Source organism: Bacillus sp. SRL543, assembly GCF_984799205.1.
Map to the genome: position 1 here is coordinate 3,994,188 of NZ_OZ481794.1, position 21,038 is coordinate 4,015,225.

Here is a 21,038-nt window from a genome sequence, read left to right on the forward strand (position 1 = left end):
CCGTTTTATTGTTGTTCTTCTTCCTTCAGGCCCTTTTCCATGGCCTTCCATGAAAGAGTCGCACATTTGATGCGGGCCGGAAATTTTGAAACGCCCTGCAGTGCTTCTATATCACCCAAATCCAAATCGTCATCATACTCTTTGCCCTGCATCATATCAGAGAAGATCTTTGAGAGCTTTAAAGCATCTTCAACCTTCTGGCCCTTGATTGCCTGGGTCATCATGGATGCCGAAGACATGGAGATAGAGCAGCCTTCGCCGTCGAACCTGGCGTCCGCCACTTTTCCATCCTCAACCTTCAAAGTCAGCTGGATCCTGTCTCCGCAGGTTGGATTGTTCATATTGATGGTCAGGCTGCTATCTTCTTCAAGAACCCCTTTATTGCGCGGGTTTTTATAATGATCCATGATGACTTGCCTGTACAGGGTATCTAAATTATTAAAAGACATCGCTGAAATACTCCTTTGTTTTAACAAGTCCTTCAACAAGCTTATCAATATCTTCTTCCGTGTTGTACAGGTAAAAGCTGGCCCTTGCTGTTGAGGAAGCCTTGAGCCATTTCATCAGCGGCTGTGCACAGTGATGGCCGGCCCTCACAGCAATTCCTTCTGCATCAAGGACAGTCGCCACATCATGCGGATGGACATCATCAAGATTGAAGGTCACAAGCCCGGCTCTCTTGCCGGCATCTTTCGGTCCATAAATGGTCATGCCTTCAACTGATGACATTTTTTCCATTGCATAAGCGGCAAGCTTATGCTCATAAGCTTCAATGTTTTCAAGGCCGACTTCCTCAAGGAAATCGATCGCTGCACCGAGGCCGATGGCTCCCGCTATAATCGGTGTGCCTGCCTCAAACTTCCAGGGAAGCTCCTTCCAGGTAGAGTCATAGAGATCCACAAAGTCGATCATCTCTCCGCCGAAGAGGACAGGCTCCATGTTTTCAAGAAGCTGCTTTTTGCCGTATAAGACGCCGATTCCTGTAGGACCGCACATCTTGTGTCCGGAAAAAGCAAGGAAGTCGCAGTCAAGATCCTGGACATCCACCTTCATATGAGGCGCAGCCTGTGCACCGTCCACCACCATGATTGCGCCATTATCATGGGCAATCTTCGCGATGTCCTTGACCGGGTTCATGACGCCAAGTACATTGGAAACCATCATGATGCTGACGATCTTGGTATTATTTGTAACCGTCTTGCGGACATCCTCCAGTGAAATGCTGCCGTCCTCCTGAAGAGGGACGTACTTCAGCACCGCTCCAGCTCTTTTGGCTGCCTGCTGCCACGGGATGATATTGCTGTGGTGCTCCATATAGGAGATGACAATTTCATCCCCTTCGGAAAGATTGTCTCCGCCATAACTTGAAGCAACCATATTCAATGCGCTCGTTGTCCCGCTCGTGAAGATGACTTCCTCGATCGAACGGGCATTGATGAATTTCCTTGCCTTTTCCCTTGCACCTTCATACGCATCAGTCGCCTTGGTACCGAGGGTATGCACCCCGCGGTGGACATTGGAATTATATCCGCGGTAATACTGATCCAAAGCCTCGATGACCTGTACAGGCTTCTGGGAAGTTGCTGCGCTGTCAAGGTAAACCAAAGGCCTTCCGTTGACTTCCTGGTTTAAAATAGGGAAATGTTCACGGATATCCTTGAAATCCATTACTTAACTTTCCTTTCAATCACATCAACAAGCTGCTTTTTGACTCCTTCGATCGGAAGTGCTTTCACGACCGGAGCAAGGAATCCGTGGATGACAAGACGCTCCGCCTCTGTCTGCGGGATTCCCCGGCTCATCAGGTAGTAAAGCTGGGTCGGATCGACACGGCCGACAGATGCTGCGTGGCCTGCCGTTACATCATCCTCATCGATGAGAAGGATCGGGTTTGCGTCGCCGCGGGCCTTTTCGCTCAGCATGAGAACACGGGACTCCTGCTCTGCATTCGATTTGGTTGCACCATGTTCAATCTTGCCGATTCCGTTGAAGATGGAAGATGCGCTTTCTTTCATAACGCCGTGCTTCAGGATATAGCCTTCTGTATTTTTGCCAAAATGGACGACACTTGTCGTAAAGTTCTGCTTTTGTTCTCCGCGTCCGACGACAACAGTCTTCGTGTCGCCGACAGAACCGTCGCCGATCAGGTTCGTTACGTTTTCGGAAATCGTGTTTCCATCATTCATGAGGCCAAGAGCCCATTCAATGCGGGCATCCCTTTCCGCCCTTCCGCGGCGGTTGACATAAGTAGTGATTCCTTTTGCAAGGTTATCAACTGTTCCGTACTGCACCCTGCTGTTAGTCCCTGCAAGAACTTCAGTCACGATATTGAAAATCCCTTCAGCTGAATCGACCGTTGAAAGGTATGTTTCAACATAAGTAACGCTGCTGTTATCTTCAGCCACGATCAGGACATGGTTGAAGATATTTGCATCTTTGTCATCATGCAGATAGATCGCCTGAATCGGCTCAGACACTTCGACATTGCGCGGCACATATAAGAATGCTCCGCCGTTCAGAAGTGCTGCATGCAAGGCAGTCAGGCGGTGTTCATCCACCTTTACGCCATCCTTCATGAAGTACTTTTGCAGAAGATCGCCGTACTCGCGCGCTGCTGTAAAGATATCGGCGAAAATGACGCCCTGGTCCTGCAGTTCTTTCGAAAGAGAAAGGTGGGCCGGACGGTTATTCCGCTGGATATACAGGTTCCTGTTCTCTTTATCCAGGTCAATCAAGGATTTGGCTTGTTCCGGAAGATTGTCCAGCGAGCCAAAGTCTTCACTTTCCACAATATGCTTCTCAAACTGTGTAAAGTTCCATTTATCGATCTTCGTTTTATCAGGTCTCGGCATTGGCAGCGTCTCAGCGTCAGCAAGAGCTTTCACACGCAATTCTGTCAGCCAGGCCGGTTCACCCATTTCTTTTGAAAAAGAGCTGATATACTCTTTATCAAACGGCAATTTAGTTTCAATAGTCATCGTGATCCCCCTAACGCTTACGCTTCTTGCCCTACGGTTTCGTCTTCAATGCCAAGTTCTTTTTTGATCCAGTCATAGCCTTCAGCCTCAAGTCGCTGTGCAAGCTCAGGCCCGCCTGATTTAACAATGCGTCCCTGCATCATGACATGCACATGGTCAGGAGTGATGTAGTTAAGAAGGCGCTGATAGTGAGTGATGATCAGGCAGCCGAAGTCTTCGCCGCGCATATCGTTGATCCCTTTTGAAACGACCTTCAGGGCATCGATATCAAGCCCGGAATCGATTTCATCAAGAATCGCGATTTTCGGTTCGATCATCATCAGCTGCAGGATTTCGTTGCGCTTCTTCTCCCCGCCGGAGAAGCCTTCATTCAGATAGCGCTGCGCCATATCCTGGTCCATTTCCAGGAAATCCATCTTGCTGTCCATTTTGCGGATGAACTTCATCAATGAAATTTCATTGCCTTCTTCCATGCGGCTGTTGATTGCCGAACGCAGGAAGTCCGCATTTGTAACACCGCTGATTTCGCTTGGGTACTGCATGGCAAGGAACAGGCCTGCACGCGCACGCTCATCCACTTCCATTTCAAGTACATCTTCGTTATCCAATTCAATGCTTCCTGAGGTTACTTCATACTTAGGGTGGCCCATGATTGCAGAAGAAAGGGTTGATTTACCGGTTCCGTTAGGACCCATAATCGCATGGATTTCTCCGCCTTTCACTTCCAGGTTGACCCCTTTAAGAATTTCTTTGTCCTCAATAGAAACATGAAGATCATTAATTTTAAGTGTAGATCCAGCCATCATTATACCTCCGTCAATAAAAAAGATTTGTATATACCGGCAAAAGCCGCAAATCTCTATTCTCATTTTATTCTCATTACAATCTTATAACAAATAGAAAGTGTTAGCAACTCTTTAACAACACGCAGATAGTATTAATTATCTGGTAAGAACTTTTATTGGCTAAACCCTTTCCGCTTCCCTGACCCCAAAACTGGAAATCCAGGCATGTCCAAACTATTTTTCCCTGCAGAGCGGCTTTCAATGTACATGAATTCGGGTGCAGTCCCTTCAGTTTAACATAAGTAAGTGCCGGGCTCCTACTCTTCCGGAAAAATCGGGCTATATTGTTTCTGCTTTATTCTAAAAGAAAAACCAGTGCGGCATCACACTGGTTCAAACTGTTTTCTTCCTTATTATATATTATTCTTAAGAATGTACTTTTCTTTCCAAGTCTGCTACCATACGCTGGCTTTTCAAATAGTCCTGCTCGCGCCTTTTTTCTACGCTCATCCGTACATCATGTTTTCGGCTGTAAACCTCATAGCCGACACCGTGGGCACTGTACATCGCTTTTTCCATTTCACTTGTGTAATTCAAGTCCAGCTGACTGATAGTAAATCAATCCTTTCGGTTTTGTCGCTTTCGCGATTTATTTTTCCTCATGAGTTATCGTAACACTCCTCCTATACCACGCTCAAACAGGAAAAAACCTCATTTTGAATAATTCATTAAGGTATCTCCCCTTGAAGGGACTTCAACTCCGGCATCCTTACAATTCCGGCTGAATTCTTCCAAATAAAGGTTGACCCTCTTCCATCAGTCCATCCAGCAAGCAAAAAGGAACAGCCCTGCTTTTCGCGGCAGGGCTGCTTGATCATATGGAAAGGCTGGCTTTTTATTGCTTCAGCTGTCCCTGATTCAGTTCATCCATTGCTTCCTGCACAAGCGTGACTGCCTGGCTCATCGCTGCCCCGCCGCCAAATGCCGCTGTAACGCCGACAGCTTCAAGCACTTCTTCTTCACTCGCTCCCTGGTCAATGCAGCCTTTCACATGATAAATGATGCAGTACTCATCCTGTGAATACAGGCTGATTCCCAGTGCAATCAGCTGCTTTTGCTTTTGGGACAGGCTGCCTTCTTTAAAGCATGCTTCTGTGAATGCATTATAATGCTGTGCAAGATCCGGCATTTTTTGTGTAAATGTGCCAAGGCCCATTTTATAGTCATGAAGAGCTGCTTCGATTGAATTTGATGGTTCGTGTGAATGCTCCATTCGTGTCCACTCCATTCCTTAAATCTTTAACACAGTTAGTATGTTTTATTTTCAGAAATGCTATGCGGGATGAAATGGAACCGCATGTGCTGTTTTTTGGCATAAGAAAAGGCAGCCTGCATTTTAAGCGGCTGCCTTTTTCTTTTATTACTCAGATACAGGAACAACTGCACCTTCATATTTTTCAAGGATGAAGTCCTGGATTTCTTTAGAGTGGAGCACTTCTACAAGCGCCTTGACGGCTTCTTTATCTTCATCGCCGCTATTAACAGCGATTACGTTCACATACGGAGATTCCTTGTCTTCAATCGCTATAGAGTCTTTGATCGGGTTCAGGCCTGCATCAATGGCATAGTTAGAGTTGATCAGAACCGCATCGCCTTCATCATTGTTGTAGATCTGCGGAAGGAGGGATGCTTCATATTCTGTATCAAACTCAAGGTTTTTCTCGTTCGTTTCAATATCATCGATTGTTGCCTTGACTTTGTCGACGCCTTCTTTAAGAGTGATGAGACCTTCTTTTTCAAGCATAGTCAGGATACGGCCGTGGTCTGCAACTGAGTTGCTCATCAGGATTTTCGCACCATCCGGAAGCTCATCGAGGCTTTTGTATTTCTTTGAATACACACCGATCGGCTCAATGTGAATTCCGCCGGCATTGACGAAATCATAGCCGTTCTCTTCAATTTGCGCCTCAAGGTAAGGAATGTGCTGGAAATAGTTTGCATCAAGTTCGCCAGAATCAAGTGCTTGGTTAGGAAGGATATAATCCTGGAATGTTACGACTTCAAGCTCAATTCCCTTTTCTTCCAAAAGAGGCTTTGCTTCTTCAAGGATTTCTGCGTGAGGGACATTTGAAGCTCCCACAGTCAGTTTGGATGTTTCTTCTTTCCCGCTGTCCGCATTGCCGCCGTCAGCATTATCTTCAGAAGTTCCGCAGGCAGAAATGACGAGCGCTACGGCAAGTGCCAATACAAGTGATAACCATTTTTTCATTAGTTAAGTCTCCTTTTATCGTTTGTCTAGTTTAGAAGTTATTATGTCTCCAATGACTTGGATAATAAACACAATCAGCAGGATGATGATGGTCGCCATCAAGGTTACATCAAAGCGGCTCCGCTGGAAGCCCTCCAGATAAGCAAGGTTCCCGAGGCCGCCTGCACCGATGACTCCGGCCATTGCAGTGAAGCCCACGAGTGAGATCGCTGTAACAGTAATGCCTGACACAAGCGCCGGCATGGATTCTGGCAGGAGCACCTTAAAGATGATCGTGCTCGTCTTTGCACCCATTGACTTAGCTGCTTCAATGACCCCTTTGTCAATTTCCCGCAAAGCAATTTCCACCATACGGGCGTAAAAAGGGGCAGCTCCGATGATCAGGGCCGGCAAAGCGGCATTTTCTCCAATCATGCTGCCGACAATAAATTTCGTGAACGGGATCAGCAGGACGATCAGGATGATGAACGGGATGGACCTGAATACATTGACAAACGCTGCAATAATTTTATTGATGAGTGCATTTTGCCAGATGTTCCCCTTGGAGGTAAGGAATAGCAGCAGACCAAGCACAATTCCCAATACGAATGTTACCAGGACAGAGATGCCGGTCATATAGAGCGTTTCATTCGTTGCTTCCCACATCTTATCCCAGTTTACATTTGGAAAGAATTCACTAAGCATTTGAAATCACCTCCACGCCAACTTGCTGTGCATGAATATAATCAATCGCTTTGGCAATTTCTCCAGCCTGCCCATCAAGGTGGATGAACAATGTGCCATATGAGCCGTTTTGGGTTTGTGATATTTTCCCCTGAAGGATATTTACAGTCACCTCAAAGGAACGGATCAGATTTGTGATGAGCGGCTGTTCGGCCGACTCCCCGACAAAGGAAAGCTGCACAACCTGGCCGTGCGGATACAATCCAAGCAGGGCCTCTGCAGTTTCTTTTGTTTCTTCAGGTTCTGTGACCTGCTGGACGAATCTTTTTGTGATCTGCTCGCGCGGGTTTTTAAACACTTCCAGAACGGGGCCGATTTCCACAGCCTTTCCGCCTTCCATGACAGCCACCCTGTGGCAGATCTTCCTGATTACGTGCATTTCATGGGTGATCAGTACAATCGTCAGCCCAAGGCGGTGATTAATGTCCACAAGCAGATCCAGAATTGAATCCGTTGTCTGCGGATCAAGCGCCGAGGTTGCCTCATCGCACAAAAGCACCTTCGGATCATTGGCAAGCGCCCTGGCGATGCCTACGCGCTGTTTCTGACCGCCGCTAAGCTGTGAAGGATAAGCATCCTCACGGCCGTCAAGACCGACCAGTTTGATGAGTTCGGTTACTTTTTTTTCTCTATCCTGGCGAGGCACTCCCGCAATTTCAAGCGGGAATGCAATATTGTCCCTCACAGACCTTGACCAGAGAAGGTTAAAGTGCTGGAAGATCATGCTAATTTCCTGACGGGCTTTTCGCAGCTCCGAACCTCTGATTTTTGAAATCTCCCTGCCGGCTACCGTGACCGTTCCTTCTGAGGGAAGCTCAAGCCCATTCAGCATCCGGATCAAGGTGCTTTTTCCTGCACCGCTGTAGCCGATCACTCCGAAGATTTCACCTTCCTTGATTTCAAGGTTGACATCATCAACCGCCTTGACCGGACCCTTTTTTGACGAATATATCTTTTTAACATCTTTTATTGAAATCAATTGCCGTATTCACCTCTTTTATATCCAATTAGACAAATGGCTTTACAGAGATTTATGTTCTGCCAATCCTCTTTAGAGTAGTTTCCTGAAACCAGGTTAAGATTATTCCATAAGCTTAAGACAGGAAATTTTCCTGTAAAAATAAAAATGCCTTCCTGCAGGTGAGCAGAAAGGCATGATGGAAAAACCTTTCTCTCATCTGCCAAAGCTAAAAAAGCTTTGTGTGAATTGGCACCATTTCAATAAACATTGACGGTTGCCGGGCTTCATCGGGCACATCCCTCCACCTCTCTTGATAAGAGCTACTTTATATGAAGTTCATTTTCATTCATTAGCCATTTTTAAATTACGAGTGCTATCGTATCACGGATAAAAAAGGGTGTCAACAACAAAGTTTAACACTAAAATTTACCGGCTGGTTCCTGAAGTTTCTGCTTTTCCTGCAAGTGATTGGCTTCCTGTTGCGGCTTCAATTGCCTGCTCCAGATCCTCAATCAGGTCTTCGGCATTTTCTATGCCAATGGAAATCCGGATCAGGTCCTCCGGCACCCCCGCCGCCTTAAGGCCTTCTGAATCAAGCTGCTGGTGAGTGGTGCTGGCAGGATGGATGATAAGGCTTTTGGCATCGCCGACGTTTGCTACATGGGCCCACAGTTCCAGGCTGTTGATCAGCTTTGCCCCGGCTTCCCGGCCGCCCTCGATTCCAAAAACAGCCACAGCTCCGGCTCCTTTAGGCAAATACTTGTCAGCCAGTGCCTTATCAGGATGGTCTTCATCTCCCGGATAAAGCACCCAAGTCACAGCAGGGTGATTTTTTAGATACTCTGTCACTTTCTTTGTATTGCTGATATGCTCTTTCATCCTCACATGCAGCGTTTCAAGACCGAGGGTGAACTGGAATGCGTTCTGCGGGCTGAGTGCAGGCCCCAGATCCCTGAGCAGCTGTACCCTCGCCTTGACGATAAAAGCAGCCGCACCGATTGCTTCGCTGTACACCAGGTTATTATAGCTTGGATCCGGCTTGGTGAAGCCCGGGAATTTGTCTGAATTCCAGTCAAAACGGCCTGCGTCTACTATGACGCCACCCATTGTCGTCCCATTTCCCAGAAGCCATTTTGTCGCTGAATGTATCACAATATCTGCGCCGAATTCAATCGGCCTGCAAAGATATGGCGTGGCAAAGGTATTGTCAACAATCAGAGGAATGCCGGCATCATGGGCCACTTCCGCCACTTTCTCAATATCGAGGACCTTTAGGCTTGGGTTTCCAATTGTTTCTGCAAATACAGCTTTTGTTTTTTCTGTAATAGCGTCCCTGAAATTTTCCGGATCTTCCGGATTGACCAGTTTTACATTGATCCCATACTTAGGAAGGGTGACGGCAAATAAATTATATGTTCCTCCATAAAGGTTTGATGCTGCTATAATTTCATCCCCCGCCTGGGCAATATTCAGGATGGCAAGAGTGATGGCTGCCTGGCCGCTTGCAACAGCAAGCCCCCCTACGCCGCCTTCAAGCAGTGAAACCCTTTCCTCAAATACGGTAACTGTTGGATTGTGGATCCTTGTGTAGATATAACCCGGCTCTTTTAGGCCAAACAGATTAGCGGCATGCTCTGTATTCTGGAACTGATAGGCATTATTCTGATAGATCGGCACTGCCCTTGCCCCTGTTGCAGGATCAGGCTGCAGCCCTCCGTGTACACCAAGTGTTTCAAACCGATAATTCTTTTGCTTCTCTGACATTGATATCTCTCCTTCGGCTTTTTCGAATATTTTCATTATGCCGGATCACTGCTGGTAACAATAAAAGCCCCTCTGCAGAAGAGGGGCTTTTTCGCTCAACTTATCTGCCAGAGTCATGCTCTGCTGGAATTAGCACCGGTTCATGCCGGTTGCCGGGTTTCATCGGGCCAGTCCCTCCACCTCTCTTGATAAGAAATATGAAATTTTTAGCGTGCTTGAAGTTAAAATGATAGTATCATAACAGACAAAAATTAGTCAACAGTTTTTTTAGAAAGTTCAGATATAATATTCCGGTGAAAGTTCGACAATTAGGAAGGCTTATGACAATTTCCCGAGAAATATCTGCTAATCAAACAATCTTTGCTGTATTTGTTCTTCCAGCAGGCTCTGAAAGCTTTCTGAATACGACAAAAAAGTATGTGGAGCCTATTAAATACAGTACAGCAGTAATGGTGAAGACAATAGAATATCCCCAATAATCTCCATATTTGATGACAATGCCTGTAGAAACAGGGCCCATCACTGCCCAGCCCAGATTGAATACCATCTGATTCACCGAGCTGGCCAGCCCTCTATTCGAATCATCCACCTTCGACATCATCAGAGACATCTGGATCGGATTTCCCGCATTCATTAAAGCCTGCCTGAATAGAAAGCCAACGGCAGCCAGCCATAAATTCTCTGTATAAGCAGTCAGGAGCAGGAAAGGCAGGGAGGAAAGCTGCAGGATAACGACTGCCTTTACCTCCCCGATCCTCCTAACCACCTGGGGCCCAATGATCATTGCCGCTGCCGTGGCTGCCTGACCGAGTGAAATGATCAGCCCGATTGCGGAATTTGACGCATGGAAACGGTCTGCAAAATATAAATTTAAATACGGTATGACAAGACCTGCCCCAAATCCGATAAACAGCTGGGCGACAGCGAACAGCATGATGATCTTGAAACCATCGTCTTTCAGGGAAAAACGTCTGATCCCTTCAGCCCCACCTATTTGAGGGATTTTGCCGATCCGCTTTTCCTGGAAGCGGAGGATCGGAAATATCCCTGTCAAATAAACGGCTCCTCCCAGCAGCAAAGTAAACCGTATGCTCGCCAGCTCCGAAAAATAAAACGCAAACAAGTCAGTCAGCAGTCCGCCGCTTAAATTGCCTATTACATTGGCACCTGTCATGACAGCGAAATGAATGCTGAACAAGTGTACCCGCTGCTCAGGCTTTGAATTTTCTGTCAGCCAAGGAATAGAAGATACCTGGATGAAGGCCGTCCCAAGCCCTGTGCCAAAGGCAAACAGAATCAGCAGACTCTGCATGTCAACCATGCTCCTGGCCAGCAGGATCACACCGGTTGCAACAGCCCCGAATTGCATAGCCTTCTTCCGGCCGATCCTGTCACTCATAATGCCGGCGGGAATCAGCGCCAGGGCTGTCGCCAATGCAGTCATCGCTATAATCTGGCCATTCACCTGCTCTGAATAGCCTAGCTCCCGTATATAAAAATTATAAATGACCATAAAAATGCCCATTCCGATCTGCGTAAAAATATTGGCCGCAAAAGCCCGCCGTATATTACTGTTATATCCGCGGATCTGTTCAGCCCACTCCTGATAAAAAGCCATATTATATGCTCCTCGCATTTATTTCGGTTCCCTAAATAATCATAATATCGTTTAAAGAAAAAATCCATCCTTTTCCTGTGAATCTTCTGTTTTTTCTGTAAGATCCAGCAGATGCTTTTAGTCCTGTTAATTGAGCAGGACACTTGCTGCATAATAGAAACTGGCCGCGGACAGTCCGTAAACAATAAAAAGCCTGTACCAGTCGGGTGTCATTCCCTTCGGTACAGGCTAACCTATTACAGCAGATATTCTTTTGTTTTCTCAAGCAGGTATGGAACAGAGTGGAACGCATATATTTTTTCTGCCAGCTTTCCTTCCCGGAAAAACAGCAGGCAGGGAACACTCTCTACTGACCATTTGCCGGCCAGGTCAGGGAAATAGTTCAAGTTTGCCTTCCTGCATTTAATCCCCGGCAAAACCTCGAGCGTCACTGACAGCATCCGTCCGGCCATCTGGCATGTTCCGCACATTGGTGTGTAAAGATAGAGCATCCATGTCTCCCTATCCTGTTCATACCGCTCCACATCCCCAAGTATCAGTTCTTGCAACCTTATCATCCTCTATCTAAAAACTCAGCATATACGTCTATGTTGGCGCCAAGCAGAACTGTTGCCAAGTGCTGCTCCGGTGCAGTCGCCACTTCCCGGTACATTTTATCAATATAAAGATGCGCTGCTTCCGGGAATTCCCGTTTGAACTGCTTTCTCAGCTTTTCGCCGGCTTCATCTGCATCCACCAGAATATAGACATCGCGATCAAATAATTCGTCGATCATTTCATCCAGGCGGGTTATGCTGATTGTCCCGTTCGTACAAATGATTTCAACAGGCTCCTTGATAATGCTTTTCACTTTTCGCTTATCAGAAGTACCCTCGACAATAATTACCTTTTCTATGTTTTCTGCATGCATATTCATCACCTGACGGGAGTTGATATTTTTACTTTACCTTATTCTATGTTCGGCCAAATGGTGTTGAACTCCTGCCTTGCTTTAGGAAAACGGGCAGGCCTTCACTTACGGAAAGCCGCCCTCACCGGATTCCTCCTGGTCAAAATCCGCCCATAAAAGAGCCCGCGAATCCTTATTTTCCCTTTCTTTCTGCAAAAAAAACAGCGGCAATGCCCGCTGCTTTCTTTAGCACCAGCCGCCTTCATCGCAGTCCGTATAACGGGCTTCCGGCTGCTCTGTTGAAGTAATATGCTGGTAAATTTTCTGTTCATTCTGCTCAAAATGATGGCCAAGGGTAAATGAAGCACCTTCAGGCATCGGCGCTTCCCCGATCATCTCATTCCCAAGATAAAGCTCCAGCTTCCCGTCCTTCAGCCTTCCTGTGACCCGATCGGTAATATCGATCTTTTGCTGTTTCAGTGTCATTCAAATCCCACCCTTTTTGATTTCTTATCAATAGAATGCCCTTCTTATGGAAAGAAACTATGGGAAATAAATTACATTGAAGGAGAGCCGCCCAAAGCATGGAAGGAGAAAGCATAAAAGCGCCTGTATAAGGCGCTTATCTTATTAGTCTTCGTTCGTCATCTCTTCATATTGTTCAGCAGTCATCAGCTTGTCCACTTCGCTGCTGTCAGCAGGTTCAACAACGACCATCCAGGCCTTCTCATAAGGAGATTCATTTACAAATTCAGGGCTGTCATTCAGCTCTTCGTTGATTTCAACCACCTTGCCGCTGATTGGAGCATATAATTCAGACACAGTCTTTACAGATTCAACGCTTCCAAAAGGCTCATTAACAGTGATGCTGTCCCCAATTTCAGGAAGCTCAACAAAGACAATATCACCAAGTTCTGACTGGGCAAAATCGGTAATGCCGACCCGCACCTTTTCTCCTTCAACTTTTACCCATTCATGTTCTTCTGAGTAACGCAATTCCTTAGGTATGCTGCTCACAATAATCCCTCCAAGATTCTAGTTCTTTACCGGGCTTAAGCTTTTGCTATAAAGGAAATAGCAGATGATGCCTTAAAGCCATGTTTTAGCAAAATCCTCTTCTTTGAAACCGACTGTCGCTTTTTGGCCGTCGAATGCCAAAGGCCGCTTTATCAGCATTCCGTCAGATGCAAGCAGGTCCAGCAGCTCACCTTCGGACATGGCTTTCACCTTGTCCTTCAAGCCAAGCTCCCTGTACTTCTGGCCGCTCGTATTAAAAAATTTCTTAATATCGAGGCCGCTTTTTCTATAAGCATCTTCAAGCTCAGTGCGTGAAGGAGGATTTTCGACAATATGTACTTCATCATAAGGAACGCCGTTTTCTTCCAGCCACTTTTTGGCCTTCCGGCAGGTCCCGCATTTTGGATACCAGTAAAATTTCAGCAGCAAATTCTGCACCACCCAATCGTTTCTATCCAAACTCACAGGTTAATCACCCATTTAATTGCATACTATCATATTTTCGGCAAAATTCATAACCTTGAGTTTTAAAAATTTCGTCAGATTAAGGGTGTCCAAAAACAGCAATTGCCCCTCCGGATAGAGGAGCAATGCGTCATTACGATTTTAGTTCAAAGATAATCCGGATTTATTTCCGATTACAGTACATAACGCTCTGCATCAATCAGCTTCTCAGACGCCTCGCGCTTTTTAGCAATAAGATTGATCGGCGTGTGGCGAGTGAATTTGCGTAGAGCGGAAAGCATCATGCGCAGTGCATCCCCGTCTTCTGCAGCAACCAAAGTCTCTTTTGCATCCTGTTCAATCTTATTGAAAGCTTCCTGGCAGAAAATCTGCGTGTAAAGAAGCTTTTGCTTGCTCTTTTCAGCGCCATGCTTGCTGATTGCCTTTTCTGTTCTGAGTACTGCTGACTCCATTGCATAGGCATTGGAAACGATGTCTGCAATATTAACTAGGATTTCCTGTTCTTTTTCAATCGCTTTGCCAAACTTCTGTGCTGCGAGCCCTGCTGCAAGCAAGCCGATTTTCTTGGCATTCTTCACTAAATATTTTTCCTGTGCCAAAGGCTCATCGCCAGGCTCCTCAGGCATCAGCATCATCAGCTCTTCCTGAAGGGCCTGTGCTTTCTGGAATAATGGGAGCTCTCCTTTGAAAGCTTTGCGCAGGTATGTGCCAGGCACAAGTAGGCGGTTGATTTCGTTTGTACCTTCAAAGATCCTGTTAATGCGGGAATCGCGGTAGATTCTTTCAATTTCATATTCAGCCATGAAACCGTAGCCGCCATGCAGCTGTACGCCTTCATCGGCAATATAGTCAAGCACTTCTGTGGCAAAGAACTTGTTCAGAGAGCATTCGATTGCGTACTCTGCAATAGAGTTGGCCACTTCCTTGCCGTTCTTTACTTCTTCATCTGTCAGCCTGCTCATACGGTCCTCGAACAAGCCGACTGTGCGGTAGACAGAGCTCTCAGCCGCATACAATTTTGCCGCCATATTGGCTAGCTTTTCTTTCGTCAGGTTGAATTGTGAGATCGGCGTTTTGAACTGCTGGCGCTGATTTGTATATTGTACAGTAACTTCGTATGCGCGCTTTGAAGCTCCGACTGCACCCACCCCAAGCTTGTAGCGGCCGATATTCAGAATATTGAAGGCAATGATATGCCCTTTGCCAAGTTCACCCAGCAGATTTTCCTTCGGCACTTGTGCATCTTCCAGGATCAGCGTTCTTGTGGAAGAGCTCTTGATGCCCATTTTCTTTTCCTCTGGACCCGTGGAAACGCCAGGATACTCTCTCTCAACGATGAAGGCGGAGAAATGTTCGCCGTCCACTTTCGCATAAACTACAAACACATCGGCAAAGCCGGCATTGGTAATCCATTGCTTCTCGCCGTTCAGGACATAGTGTGTGCCTTCAGCATTTAATTTGGCAGTTGTTTTTGCGCCCAGTGCATCAGATCCTGAGCCCGGCTCAGTCAGTGCATAGGCAGCAATCTTCTCGCCAGTCGCCAAAAGAGGCAGATATTTTTGCTTTTGTTCTTCATCCCCGAACAGGACGATTGGAAGAGAACCGATCCCGACATGGGCGCCGTGGGTGATTGAAAATCCGCCTGCACGGGACATTTTTTCAGCGATAAGTGCTGAGCTTACCTTATCAAGGCCAAGCCCGCCATACTCTTCCGGCACATCTGCGCCAAGGAGCCCAAGGTCCCCTGCCTGCTTCAGCAGCTTGACCGAGCGGTCGAACTCATGGTTTTCCAGGTGTTCTACCTGCGGAACCACTTCATTTACTACATAATCCTCAGTTGTCTTGGCAATCATTTTCTGCTCATCAGTATAATCCTCCGGTGTAAAAACACGCTCATAGGATACATCTTCGATCAGGAAACTTCCGCCTTTGATTACGCTTTCTGTTTGGTTAGACATCTTTTTTCCTCCATTCAATTGAAGGAGCGCAAGGCTCCGTTTTTTATTTTGAATTAAGCTTTTAATTTGATTGCCGGCATTTAGAGAAGCTCGAATACCCCGGCTGCACCCATGCCGCCGCCGATGCACATTGTGACAACCCCGAACTGCTGGTTGCGGCGCTTCATTTCGTGCAGGAGCGTAAGTGTCAATTTTGCACCTGTACAGCCAAGCGGATGCCCAAGCGCAATTGCTCCGCCGTTTACATTCACTTTATCCTCATCAAGGCCAAGCTCCCTGATGATCTGTATCGATTGGGAAGCAAATGCTTCATTCAGTTCGAACAGGCCGATATCAGACAGCTCCAGGCCGGCCAGCTTCAATGCTTTCGGAATCGCCACAATCGGTCCGATCCCCATTACTTCAGGCGGCACACCGCCAACGGCAAAGCTTCTGAACTTGGCCATCGGTTTCAGGCTGAGCGATTCAGCTTTCTCGCGGTCCATCACCATGACCGCTGCAGCGCCGTCACTTGTCTGCGAGGAATTTCCTGCCGTGACAGAGCCAGTGACAGAGAAAGCCGGACGTAGCTTGCCGAGCGTATTAACCGTTGAATCCGGGCGAACTCCCTCATCTGTAGTGAATTGTACATTCTTTTCAACTAGCTTATTGTCTTTTCCAACTGAACGGAAGGTAACATCCACCGGCACGATTTCATCCTGGAACTTGCCTTCCTGGATTGCCTTAGCCGCTCTCTGGTGGCTCCGGACCGCGAATGCGTCCTGGTCTTCACGGCTGATGCCGTATTTCCTGGCCACTTCTTCCGCGGTATGCCCCATGCCCATATAATATTCAGGCGCACTTTCGGCAAGCTTTGCATTCGGACGGACCACATGGCCCATCATCGGCACAAGGCTCATTGATTCAGCACCGCCTGCAATGACTGTATCCGCACTGCCTACCATGATTTTTTCTGCAGCATAAGCAATGGTCTGAAGGCCTGAAGAACAATAACGGTTGACTGTCACAGCCGGCACTGTGTGGGGCAGCCCTGCAAGCGCCCCGATATTGCGGGCCATATTCAGCCCCTGTTCAGCCTCCGGCATGGCACAGCCGATAATCAGGTCATCGATATTGCCTTCGTAACCTCCGGCCCTTCTTAAGGTTTCTTTTACAGCCAGTGCCCCCAAATCATCTGGACGGACATGGGCGAGTGTTCCTTTTTTCGCTTTGCCGACGGGCGTCCTGGCACCAGCAACAATAACTGCTTCTCTCATCGTTCATTCCCTCTCTTTCTGTGGATGTTCGAGATTTAATCTATCAATCTGCCAATATGTCAGTTGCGCAATGGCTTTCCTTTAACAAGCATATGCTGCATGCGCTGCTGGGATTTCGGCTGCGCTACGAGGCTGAGGAAAGCTTCTCTTTCCAGATCCAGAAGATACTGCTCATCAACTTCCGTCCCGTATGGCACCTTGCCGCCGGCAATGACATACGCCAGCTTTTGGGCAATCTTTAAATCATGCTCAGAAATAAAGCCTGAATACAACATCGCCTGTGCTCCAAGGAGAAGCGTCGCATATCCCGTTTCGCCGACAACAGGAACCTTCTTCCTTACCGGAGGCGTATAGCCTTGTTCATGGAGAGCAAGTACAGCCTGCTTCGCATCATACAGCTGATGGTCTCCGTTCACGCTGATGCCGTCTGCAGCTCCAAGGAAGTTATTTTCCCTTGCTTCTTCGCCTGAAGTCGATACTTTGGCCATCGCAATGCTTTCAAATACTTTGTTGGCCACTTTTTGCAGATCAAACTCCACCCCGTTTGGCATGCCTTCAAGATGCTTGATATAAAGCTCCTTGTTGCCGCCTCCGCCAGGAATGAGTCCTACGCCGGCTTCCACAAGCCCCATATACGTTTCCATGGAAGCCTGGATATGTGCTGCCGGCAGGCAGATCTCCGCACCGCCGCCGAGTGTCATGGCGAATGGCGCTGCCACAACAGGCTTGGTGCTGTATTTAATTTTCATCATAGCCTGCTGGAAATGGCGGACAACCATGTCCAATTCAAAGACATTATCATCCTGAGCCTCCATCAGGATCATGGCCAGATTGGCGCCGACCGAGAAGTTCTTGCCCTGGTTGCCGATCACGAGGCCCTTGAAATTCTTTTCAACCTCATCAACCGCAAAATTGATCATCTGGATAATATCGAGCCCGATTGCATTGCTTTGTGAATGGAACTCAAGAAGGGCAACCCCATCCCCAAGGTCTAAAAGGCTTGCGCCAGTATTCTTTTTAATGACTCCCTTTTGTTTTTTAAGTTTCTTTAAATTGATATTCTTCGGATTTTCTTCTTCCGGCACATACTCGCCGTTTTTATAAAAAGAAATATCCCCGTTTTCTTCTTTATAGAAGGATGTATGCCCATTTGAGAGCATTTCCTTGATCCATGCAGGGACTTCCTTGCCTTCTGCTTCCATTTTACCGACAGATTTTTCAAGGCCGATAGCGTCCCAGGTTTCAAATGGGCCCATCTGCCAGCCAAAGCCCCATTTCATGGCTTTATCAATGCTCACGATATCGTCTGCAATTTCTCCAAGCAGCTCGGCAGAGTACAGAAGCGCCGGGCTGAGGATATTCCAGAGAAGCTGTCCCGCTTTGTCTTCCGCATATACAAGCGCTTTCAATTTATTGGCCAGCCCTTTTTCCTGCTTGCTCATTTCAACCGATGCCGTTTTCAGCTTTTGGCGCGGTCCGTATTCGAGTGTATCCGGATTGAGTTCAAGGATTTCTTTTCCTTCCTTTTTAAAGAATCCCTGCCCGGATTTGCTGCCAAGCCAGCCATTCTCAAGCATCTGCTTCATGAATGCCGGCACTTCAAAGGCCTCTTTCTCCTTGCCGTCCACCTGCTCGTATACGTTGTTCGCCACGTGGATGAACGTATCAAGTCCAACAACGTCAAGTGTCCGGAAGGTGGCGCTTTTTGGCCTGCCGATGAGCGGACCGGTTACAGAGTCTACCTCGCCGACACTATAGCCGCCCTTTAGCATTTCCTGGACTGTGACCAGAAGGCCGTATGTCCCGATGCGGTTCCCGATGAAATTCGGTGTATCCTTTGCTTCAACAACACCTTTGCCCAGCACATCTTCACCAAACTCCTTCATGAAAGAAAGGACTTCAGGGGCTGTCGTTTTGGCAGGAATTACTTCCAGCAGCTTCAGATAGCGCGGCGGGTTGAAAAAGTGGGTGCCGATAAAATGCTTCTGAAAATCTTCAGATCTTCCTTCAGCCATGCTGTTGACGGATATGCCGGAAGTATTTGAGCTGACAATGCTGCCAGGCTTCCTGAACTGGTCCACTTTTGCAAATACCTTCTTTTTTATATCCAGATTCTCAACAACGACTTCAATGATCCAGTCTACATCTTTCAAACGTTCCATATCATCATCAAAATTGCCGGCTTCAAGCAGCGCCAGGCTTTTTTTGCTTGTAAGCGGGGCCGGTTTCTGCTTGAGAAGCTTTTGCAGCGCTCCCTGGCTGATCCTGTTGCGGACCGCTTTATCTTCCAATGTCAGGCCTTTCTTCTGTTCAGCCTCATTTAATTCGCGAGGCACAATATCCAGCAGCAATGTCGGGATGCCAATGTTAGCCAAATGTGCAGCAATCCCCGATCCCATTACGCCTGAACCTAATACTGCTGCCTTCTTAATTTGTTGGATCAATTTTGTTTCCCCCTTTGACACTTTTGAATGAACACTCATTCATTTTTCTGTTAAAAAAAATGGCAGAGAATGAGTTCTGTTAGTTATTACTATAAGATATTTCTGAAATTTTCGCAATATTTAGCAGTGAAATTTCTTAAAATTTACAATGTCCGCCTTATAGTGAATCGCCTTTGAATGGACAACCTAGTATGGAAGCTTCTCTACAATTGAACGGCCGCTTTTCCAGGCAATGCCGTTCTTCGGGTGGATATTCCCCGATCAGCTTTGATTGGCAGGCAGGAGGTGAGCAGGATGAAGCATAAGAAAAACCCTTCTAAAGCAGGCGTGAGCGCCGCCAGTGTGAAAGGTGACGCCGGCCCGACAGTTGAACGCGACGGCGGAGGCAAAAGGAACAGCCAAAACAATCAGTATAAGAAGTAAGATTTGCTGCAGGGGAGCGGTGATGCCGCTCTCTTTTTGCTGGTTTTGGGAGGAATGCGGGGTGTGATGGGCTCAGAGGGGTGGAGGATGTTTGTTTGATAGGGGTGGGATGTGGGTTGGAGAGTCCGTTTTTGCGGATATTAGCAACTTTTTGACTTTATTAGCAACTTTTTGGATTTATTAGCAACTTTTTGGATTTATTAGCAACTTTTTGATTTTATTAGCAACTTTGGAATTATATTAGCAACTTTCAGTTTTTATTAGCAACTGGCCAGTTTCCGCCGCTATTTACAAGCAGCATACTGATGATTTTTTATGGCTCACCCTTGATAACGGGCAAAAACCTAGCCTGCAGATACTTATTCAATTTCGACAGCGGCATTTCTGGTTTTTTTGCGACTTTTTGATTATATATATTCGGACTCTCCAATTTTATTTGCGCCCCCCCATTTGCAACTCCCATTTACTTACTTGCACCACCCCCCCCCCTCCACCCTCACCTCAAAACAAAAAAGCCCAGCATCTCTCCCTGCTGGACTTTCCATTCTTATTTCTTAACCATACCCTTCAAAACAAATGCCACATTGGCCGGGCGTTCTGCGAGCCTGCGCATGAAGTAGCCGTACCAGTCTGTTCCATAAGGGACATATACCCTCATTTTATAGCCTTCATTGGCAAGCTCCAGCTGCCGCTCATTGCGGATGCCGTAGAGCATCTGGAATTCAAATTGGCTGTTCGGGATGCTATGTTCCCTGACCAGCTGCTTGGTATAGTCGATAATCGCATCATCATGGGTGGCAACGGCTGTATAGTTGCCGTTCAGAAGATGCATTTTGATGATTTTCTTGAAGTTTTCATCCACATCTTTCTTTTCCGGGAAGGCGACTTCAGGAGATTCTTTATAAGCACCCTTTACAAGCCTCAGATTGGGCGAGTATTGGTTAAGGTCGTCCATGTCGCCTTCAGTCCTGTACAGGTAGGCCTGGATGACTGTCCCGATATTGTCGTACTCCGATTTAAGCTGTTTGAAGATATCCAGTGTCTTCTGGCAGCGCGAGTAGTCTTCCATATCAATCGTGACAAACACGCCGTTTTTCTTGGCGGCTTCCAGGATGCGCCTCATATTCCCCATTACGACATCGTCAGAAATATCTAGTCCCATGCTCGTCATTTTGAGCGACAGCTGTGAATTGATCCCTTCCCGGCCGATTGCTTCAATTGCCAAAATTGAGTTGTCCGCCATTTCCCTTGCTTCTGCCTCGTTGTCTACGAATTCACCCAAATAATCAATGGTCACTACCAGACCCTTGCTGTTAAGATCTTTAATTACGTTGACTGCCTGGCTGATCATTTCGCCCGCAACGAAGCGGCTTGCCCCAAAACGAAGGCCGTACTTCTTCGCAAGCTTTGTCAGCGATTTATTTTTGGATAAAAAGAGAAAAAAGTCCCTCATTACTTGTTCCATCATGGATCCCCCTTGAAAACGCA

General features: G+C 47.0%; 21 protein-coding genes and 2 riboswitches. Of the genes, 1 reads left to right on the plus strand and 20 read right to left on the minus strand.

Going from position 1 to position 21,038, the window contains the following annotated elements; translation table 11 throughout:
* Positions 1 to 5: 5 nt before the first annotated feature.
* The 19 genes from sufU to AC4E8B_RS20535 form a co-directional block, all read right to left on the minus strand.
* Positions 6 to 449 carry a Fe-S cluster assembly sulfur transfer protein SufU gene (gene sufU, locus AC4E8B_RS20445; protein ID WP_490215220.1) on the minus strand — a complete coding sequence of 148 codons (444 nt, stop codon included), beginning with the start codon at positions 447 to 449 and terminating at the stop codon, positions 6 to 8.
* Positions 439 to 1,668, minus strand: coding sequence for a cysteine desulfurase (locus AC4E8B_RS20450; protein WP_490215222.1), 1,230 nt, complete (start codon positions 1,666 to 1,668; stop codon positions 439 to 441). Before AC4E8B_RS20450 ends, sufU begins: the two co-directional genes overlap by 11 nt.
* A complete protein-coding gene (gene sufD / locus AC4E8B_RS20455) occupies positions 1,668 to 2,978 on the minus strand; it encodes a Fe-S cluster assembly protein SufD (RefSeq protein ID WP_490215223.1) in 1,311 nt (436 codons plus the stop codon). Before sufD ends, AC4E8B_RS20450 begins: the two co-directional genes overlap by 1 nt.
* Positions 2,979 to 2,995: 17 nt before the next feature.
* Entirely contained in the window at positions 2,996 to 3,781 is a 786-nt protein-coding gene (gene sufC, locus AC4E8B_RS20460; protein WP_148974251.1) for a Fe-S cluster assembly ATPase SufC, read from the minus strand.
* A 408-nt stretch (positions 3,782 to 4,189) separates the two neighbouring features.
* Positions 4,190 to 4,342 carry a YuzK family famiily protein gene (locus AC4E8B_RS20465; RefSeq protein ID WP_490219804.1) on the minus strand — a complete coding sequence of 51 codons (153 nt, stop codon included), beginning with the start codon at positions 4,340 to 4,342 and terminating at the stop codon, positions 4,190 to 4,192.
* Between the two features lie 316 nt (positions 4,343 to 4,658).
* Positions 4,659 to 5,036, minus strand: coding sequence for a carboxymuconolactone decarboxylase family protein (locus AC4E8B_RS20470; RefSeq protein WP_490215225.1), 378 nt, complete (start codon positions 5,034 to 5,036; stop codon positions 4,659 to 4,661).
* A gap of 147 nt (positions 5,037 to 5,183) precedes the next feature.
* Positions 5,184 to 6,032, minus strand: a complete 849-nt coding sequence (locus tag AC4E8B_RS20475) for a MetQ/NlpA family ABC transporter substrate-binding protein (RefSeq protein WP_490215227.1) — start codon at positions 6,030 to 6,032, stop codon at positions 5,184 to 5,186.
* Between the two features lie 15 nt (positions 6,033 to 6,047).
* A complete protein-coding gene (locus AC4E8B_RS20480; protein WP_490215229.1) occupies positions 6,048 to 6,716 on the minus strand; it encodes a methionine ABC transporter permease in 669 nt (222 codons plus the stop codon).
* A complete protein-coding gene (locus AC4E8B_RS20485) occupies positions 6,709 to 7,734 on the minus strand; it encodes a methionine ABC transporter ATP-binding protein (RefSeq protein WP_490215230.1) in 1,026 nt (341 codons plus the stop codon). The genes AC4E8B_RS20480 and AC4E8B_RS20485 overlap by 8 nt, the downstream gene beginning before the upstream one ends.
* Positions 7,735 to 7,926: 192 nt before the next feature.
* A riboswitch (SAM riboswitch) is annotated at positions 7,927 to 8,036 on the minus strand.
* 106 nt (positions 8,037 to 8,142) lie between these two features.
* Positions 8,143 to 9,480 (minus strand): O-acetylhomoserine aminocarboxypropyltransferase/cysteine synthase family protein, encoded by a 1,338-nt coding sequence (locus AC4E8B_RS20490; RefSeq protein WP_490215231.1) that lies wholly within the window; start codon positions 9,478 to 9,480, stop codon positions 8,143 to 8,145.
* Between the two features lie 97 nt (positions 9,481 to 9,577).
* Positions 9,578 to 9,675, minus strand: a riboswitch (SAM riboswitch).
* A gap of 154 nt (positions 9,676 to 9,829) precedes the next feature.
* Entirely contained in the window at positions 9,830 to 11,098 is a 1,269-nt protein-coding gene (locus tag AC4E8B_RS20495) for an MFS transporter (protein ID WP_490215232.1), read from the minus strand.
* A 236-nt stretch (positions 11,099 to 11,334) separates the two neighbouring features.
* The gene (locus tag AC4E8B_RS20500) at positions 11,335 to 11,655 is read right to left on the minus strand and encodes a thioredoxin family protein (protein ID WP_490215233.1); all 321 of its coding nucleotides are present in this window, start codon (positions 11,653 to 11,655) and stop codon (positions 11,335 to 11,337) included.
* Positions 11,652 to 12,008, minus strand: a complete 357-nt coding sequence (locus AC4E8B_RS20505) for a toprim domain-containing protein (RefSeq protein WP_490219806.1) — start codon at positions 12,006 to 12,008, stop codon at positions 11,652 to 11,654. Before AC4E8B_RS20505 ends, AC4E8B_RS20500 begins: the two co-directional genes overlap by 4 nt.
* Positions 12,009 to 12,233: 225 nt before the next feature.
* Entirely contained in the window at positions 12,234 to 12,473 is a 240-nt protein-coding gene (locus AC4E8B_RS20510; protein WP_224904778.1) for a YusG family protein, read from the minus strand.
* Between the two features lie 144 nt (positions 12,474 to 12,617).
* The gene (gene gcvH / locus AC4E8B_RS20515; protein ID WP_490215235.1) at positions 12,618 to 13,004 is read right to left on the minus strand and encodes a glycine cleavage system protein GcvH; all 387 of its coding nucleotides are present in this window, start codon (positions 13,002 to 13,004) and stop codon (positions 12,618 to 12,620) included.
* A 72-nt stretch (positions 13,005 to 13,076) separates the two neighbouring features.
* A complete protein-coding gene (locus AC4E8B_RS20520; RefSeq protein WP_490219808.1) occupies positions 13,077 to 13,433 on the minus strand; it encodes an arsenate reductase family protein in 357 nt (118 codons plus the stop codon).
* Positions 13,434 to 13,642: 209 nt separating this feature from the next.
* On the minus strand, positions 13,643 to 15,427 hold the full coding sequence (locus tag AC4E8B_RS20525) for an acyl-CoA dehydrogenase FadE (RefSeq protein WP_490215237.1): 1,785 nt from the start codon (positions 15,425 to 15,427) through the stop codon (positions 13,643 to 13,645).
* Between the two features lie 80 nt (positions 15,428 to 15,507).
* Positions 15,508 to 16,683, minus strand: coding sequence for an acetyl-CoA C-acetyltransferase (locus AC4E8B_RS20530; RefSeq protein WP_490215239.1), 1,176 nt, complete (start codon positions 16,681 to 16,683; stop codon positions 15,508 to 15,510).
* Positions 16,684 to 16,742: 59 nt separating this feature from the next.
* Positions 16,743 to 19,124, minus strand: coding sequence for a 3-hydroxyacyl-CoA dehydrogenase/enoyl-CoA hydratase family protein (locus AC4E8B_RS20535; protein WP_490219810.1), 2,382 nt, complete (start codon positions 19,122 to 19,124; stop codon positions 16,743 to 16,745).
* A 297-nt stretch (positions 19,125 to 19,421) separates the two neighbouring features.
* Here AC4E8B_RS20535 and AC4E8B_RS20540 point away from each other — a divergent pair, with 297 nt between their 5' ends.
* Complete coding sequence (locus AC4E8B_RS20540) at positions 19,422 to 19,550, plus strand: YuzL family protein (protein ID WP_009791500.1); 129 nt, start codon at positions 19,422 to 19,424, stop codon at positions 19,548 to 19,550.
* A 547-nt stretch (positions 19,551 to 20,097) separates the two neighbouring features.
* On the opposite strand, the gene AC4E8B_RS20545 is transcribed toward AC4E8B_RS20540, so the two are convergent.
* Positions 20,098 to 21,015 carry a proline dehydrogenase family protein gene (locus tag AC4E8B_RS20545; protein ID WP_490219811.1) on the minus strand — a complete coding sequence of 306 codons (918 nt, stop codon included), beginning with the start codon at positions 21,013 to 21,015 and terminating at the stop codon, positions 20,098 to 20,100.
* Between the last annotated feature and the right edge of the window lie 23 nt (positions 21,016 to 21,038).

Bases quoted from the DNA above. Each gene is read 5' to 3' on its own strand.
- sufU (WP_490215220.1), bottom strand. From the start codon at position 449: ATGTCTTTTAATAATTTAGATACCCTGTACAGGCAAGTCATCATGGAT.
- AC4E8B_RS20450 (WP_490215222.1), bottom strand. From the start codon at position 1,668: ATGGATTTCAAGGATATCCGTGAACATTTCCCTATTTTAAACCAGGAA.
- sufD (WP_490215223.1), bottom strand. From the start codon at position 2,978: ATGACTATTGAAACTAAATTGCCGTTTGATAAAGAGTATATCAGCTCT.
- sufC (WP_148974251.1), bottom strand. From the start codon at position 3,781: ATGGCTGGATCTACACTTAAAATTAATGATCTTCATGTTTCTATTGAG.
- AC4E8B_RS20465 (WP_490219804.1), bottom strand. From the start codon at position 4,342: ATGGAAAAAGCGATGTACAGTGCCCACGGTGTCGGCTATGAGGTTTAC.
- AC4E8B_RS20470 (WP_490215225.1), bottom strand. From the start codon at position 5,036: ATGGAGCATTCACACGAACCATCAAATTCAATCGAAGCAGCTCTTCAT.
- AC4E8B_RS20475 (WP_490215227.1), bottom strand. From the start codon at position 6,032: ATGAAAAAATGGTTATCACTTGTATTGGCACTTGCCGTAGCGCTCGTC.
- AC4E8B_RS20480 (WP_490215229.1), bottom strand. From the start codon at position 6,716: ATGCTTAGTGAATTCTTTCCAAATGTAAACTGGGATAAGATGTGGGAA.
- AC4E8B_RS20490 (WP_490215231.1), bottom strand. From the start codon at position 9,480: ATGTCAGAGAAGCAAAAGAATTATCGGTTTGAAACACTTGGTGTACAC.
- AC4E8B_RS20495 (WP_490215232.1), bottom strand. From the start codon at position 11,098: ATGGCTTTTTATCAGGAGTGGGCTGAACAGATCCGCGGATATAACAGT.
- AC4E8B_RS20500 (WP_490215233.1), bottom strand. From the start codon at position 11,655: ATGATAAGGTTGCAAGAACTGATACTTGGGGATGTGGAGCGGTATGAA.
- AC4E8B_RS20505 (WP_490219806.1), bottom strand. From the start codon at position 12,008: ATGCATGCAGAAAACATAGAAAAGGTAATTATTGTCGAGGGTACTTCT.
- AC4E8B_RS20510 (WP_224904778.1), bottom strand. From the start codon at position 12,473: ATGACACTGAAACAGCAAAAGATCGATATTACCGATCGGGTCACAGGA.
- AC4E8B_RS20525 (WP_490215237.1), bottom strand. From the start codon at position 15,427: ATGTCTAACCAAACAGAAAGCGTAATCAAAGGCGGAAGTTTCCTGATC.
- AC4E8B_RS20530 (WP_490215239.1), bottom strand. From the start codon at position 16,683: ATGAGAGAAGCAGTTATTGTTGCTGGTGCCAGGACGCCCGTCGGCAAA.
- AC4E8B_RS20540 (WP_009791500.1), top strand. From the start codon at position 19,422: ATGAAGCATAAGAAAAACCCTTCTAAAGCAGGCGTGAGCGCCGCCAGT.
- AC4E8B_RS20545 (WP_490219811.1), bottom strand. From the start codon at position 21,015: ATGGAACAAGTAATGAGGGACTTTTTTCTCTTTTTATCCAAAAATAAA.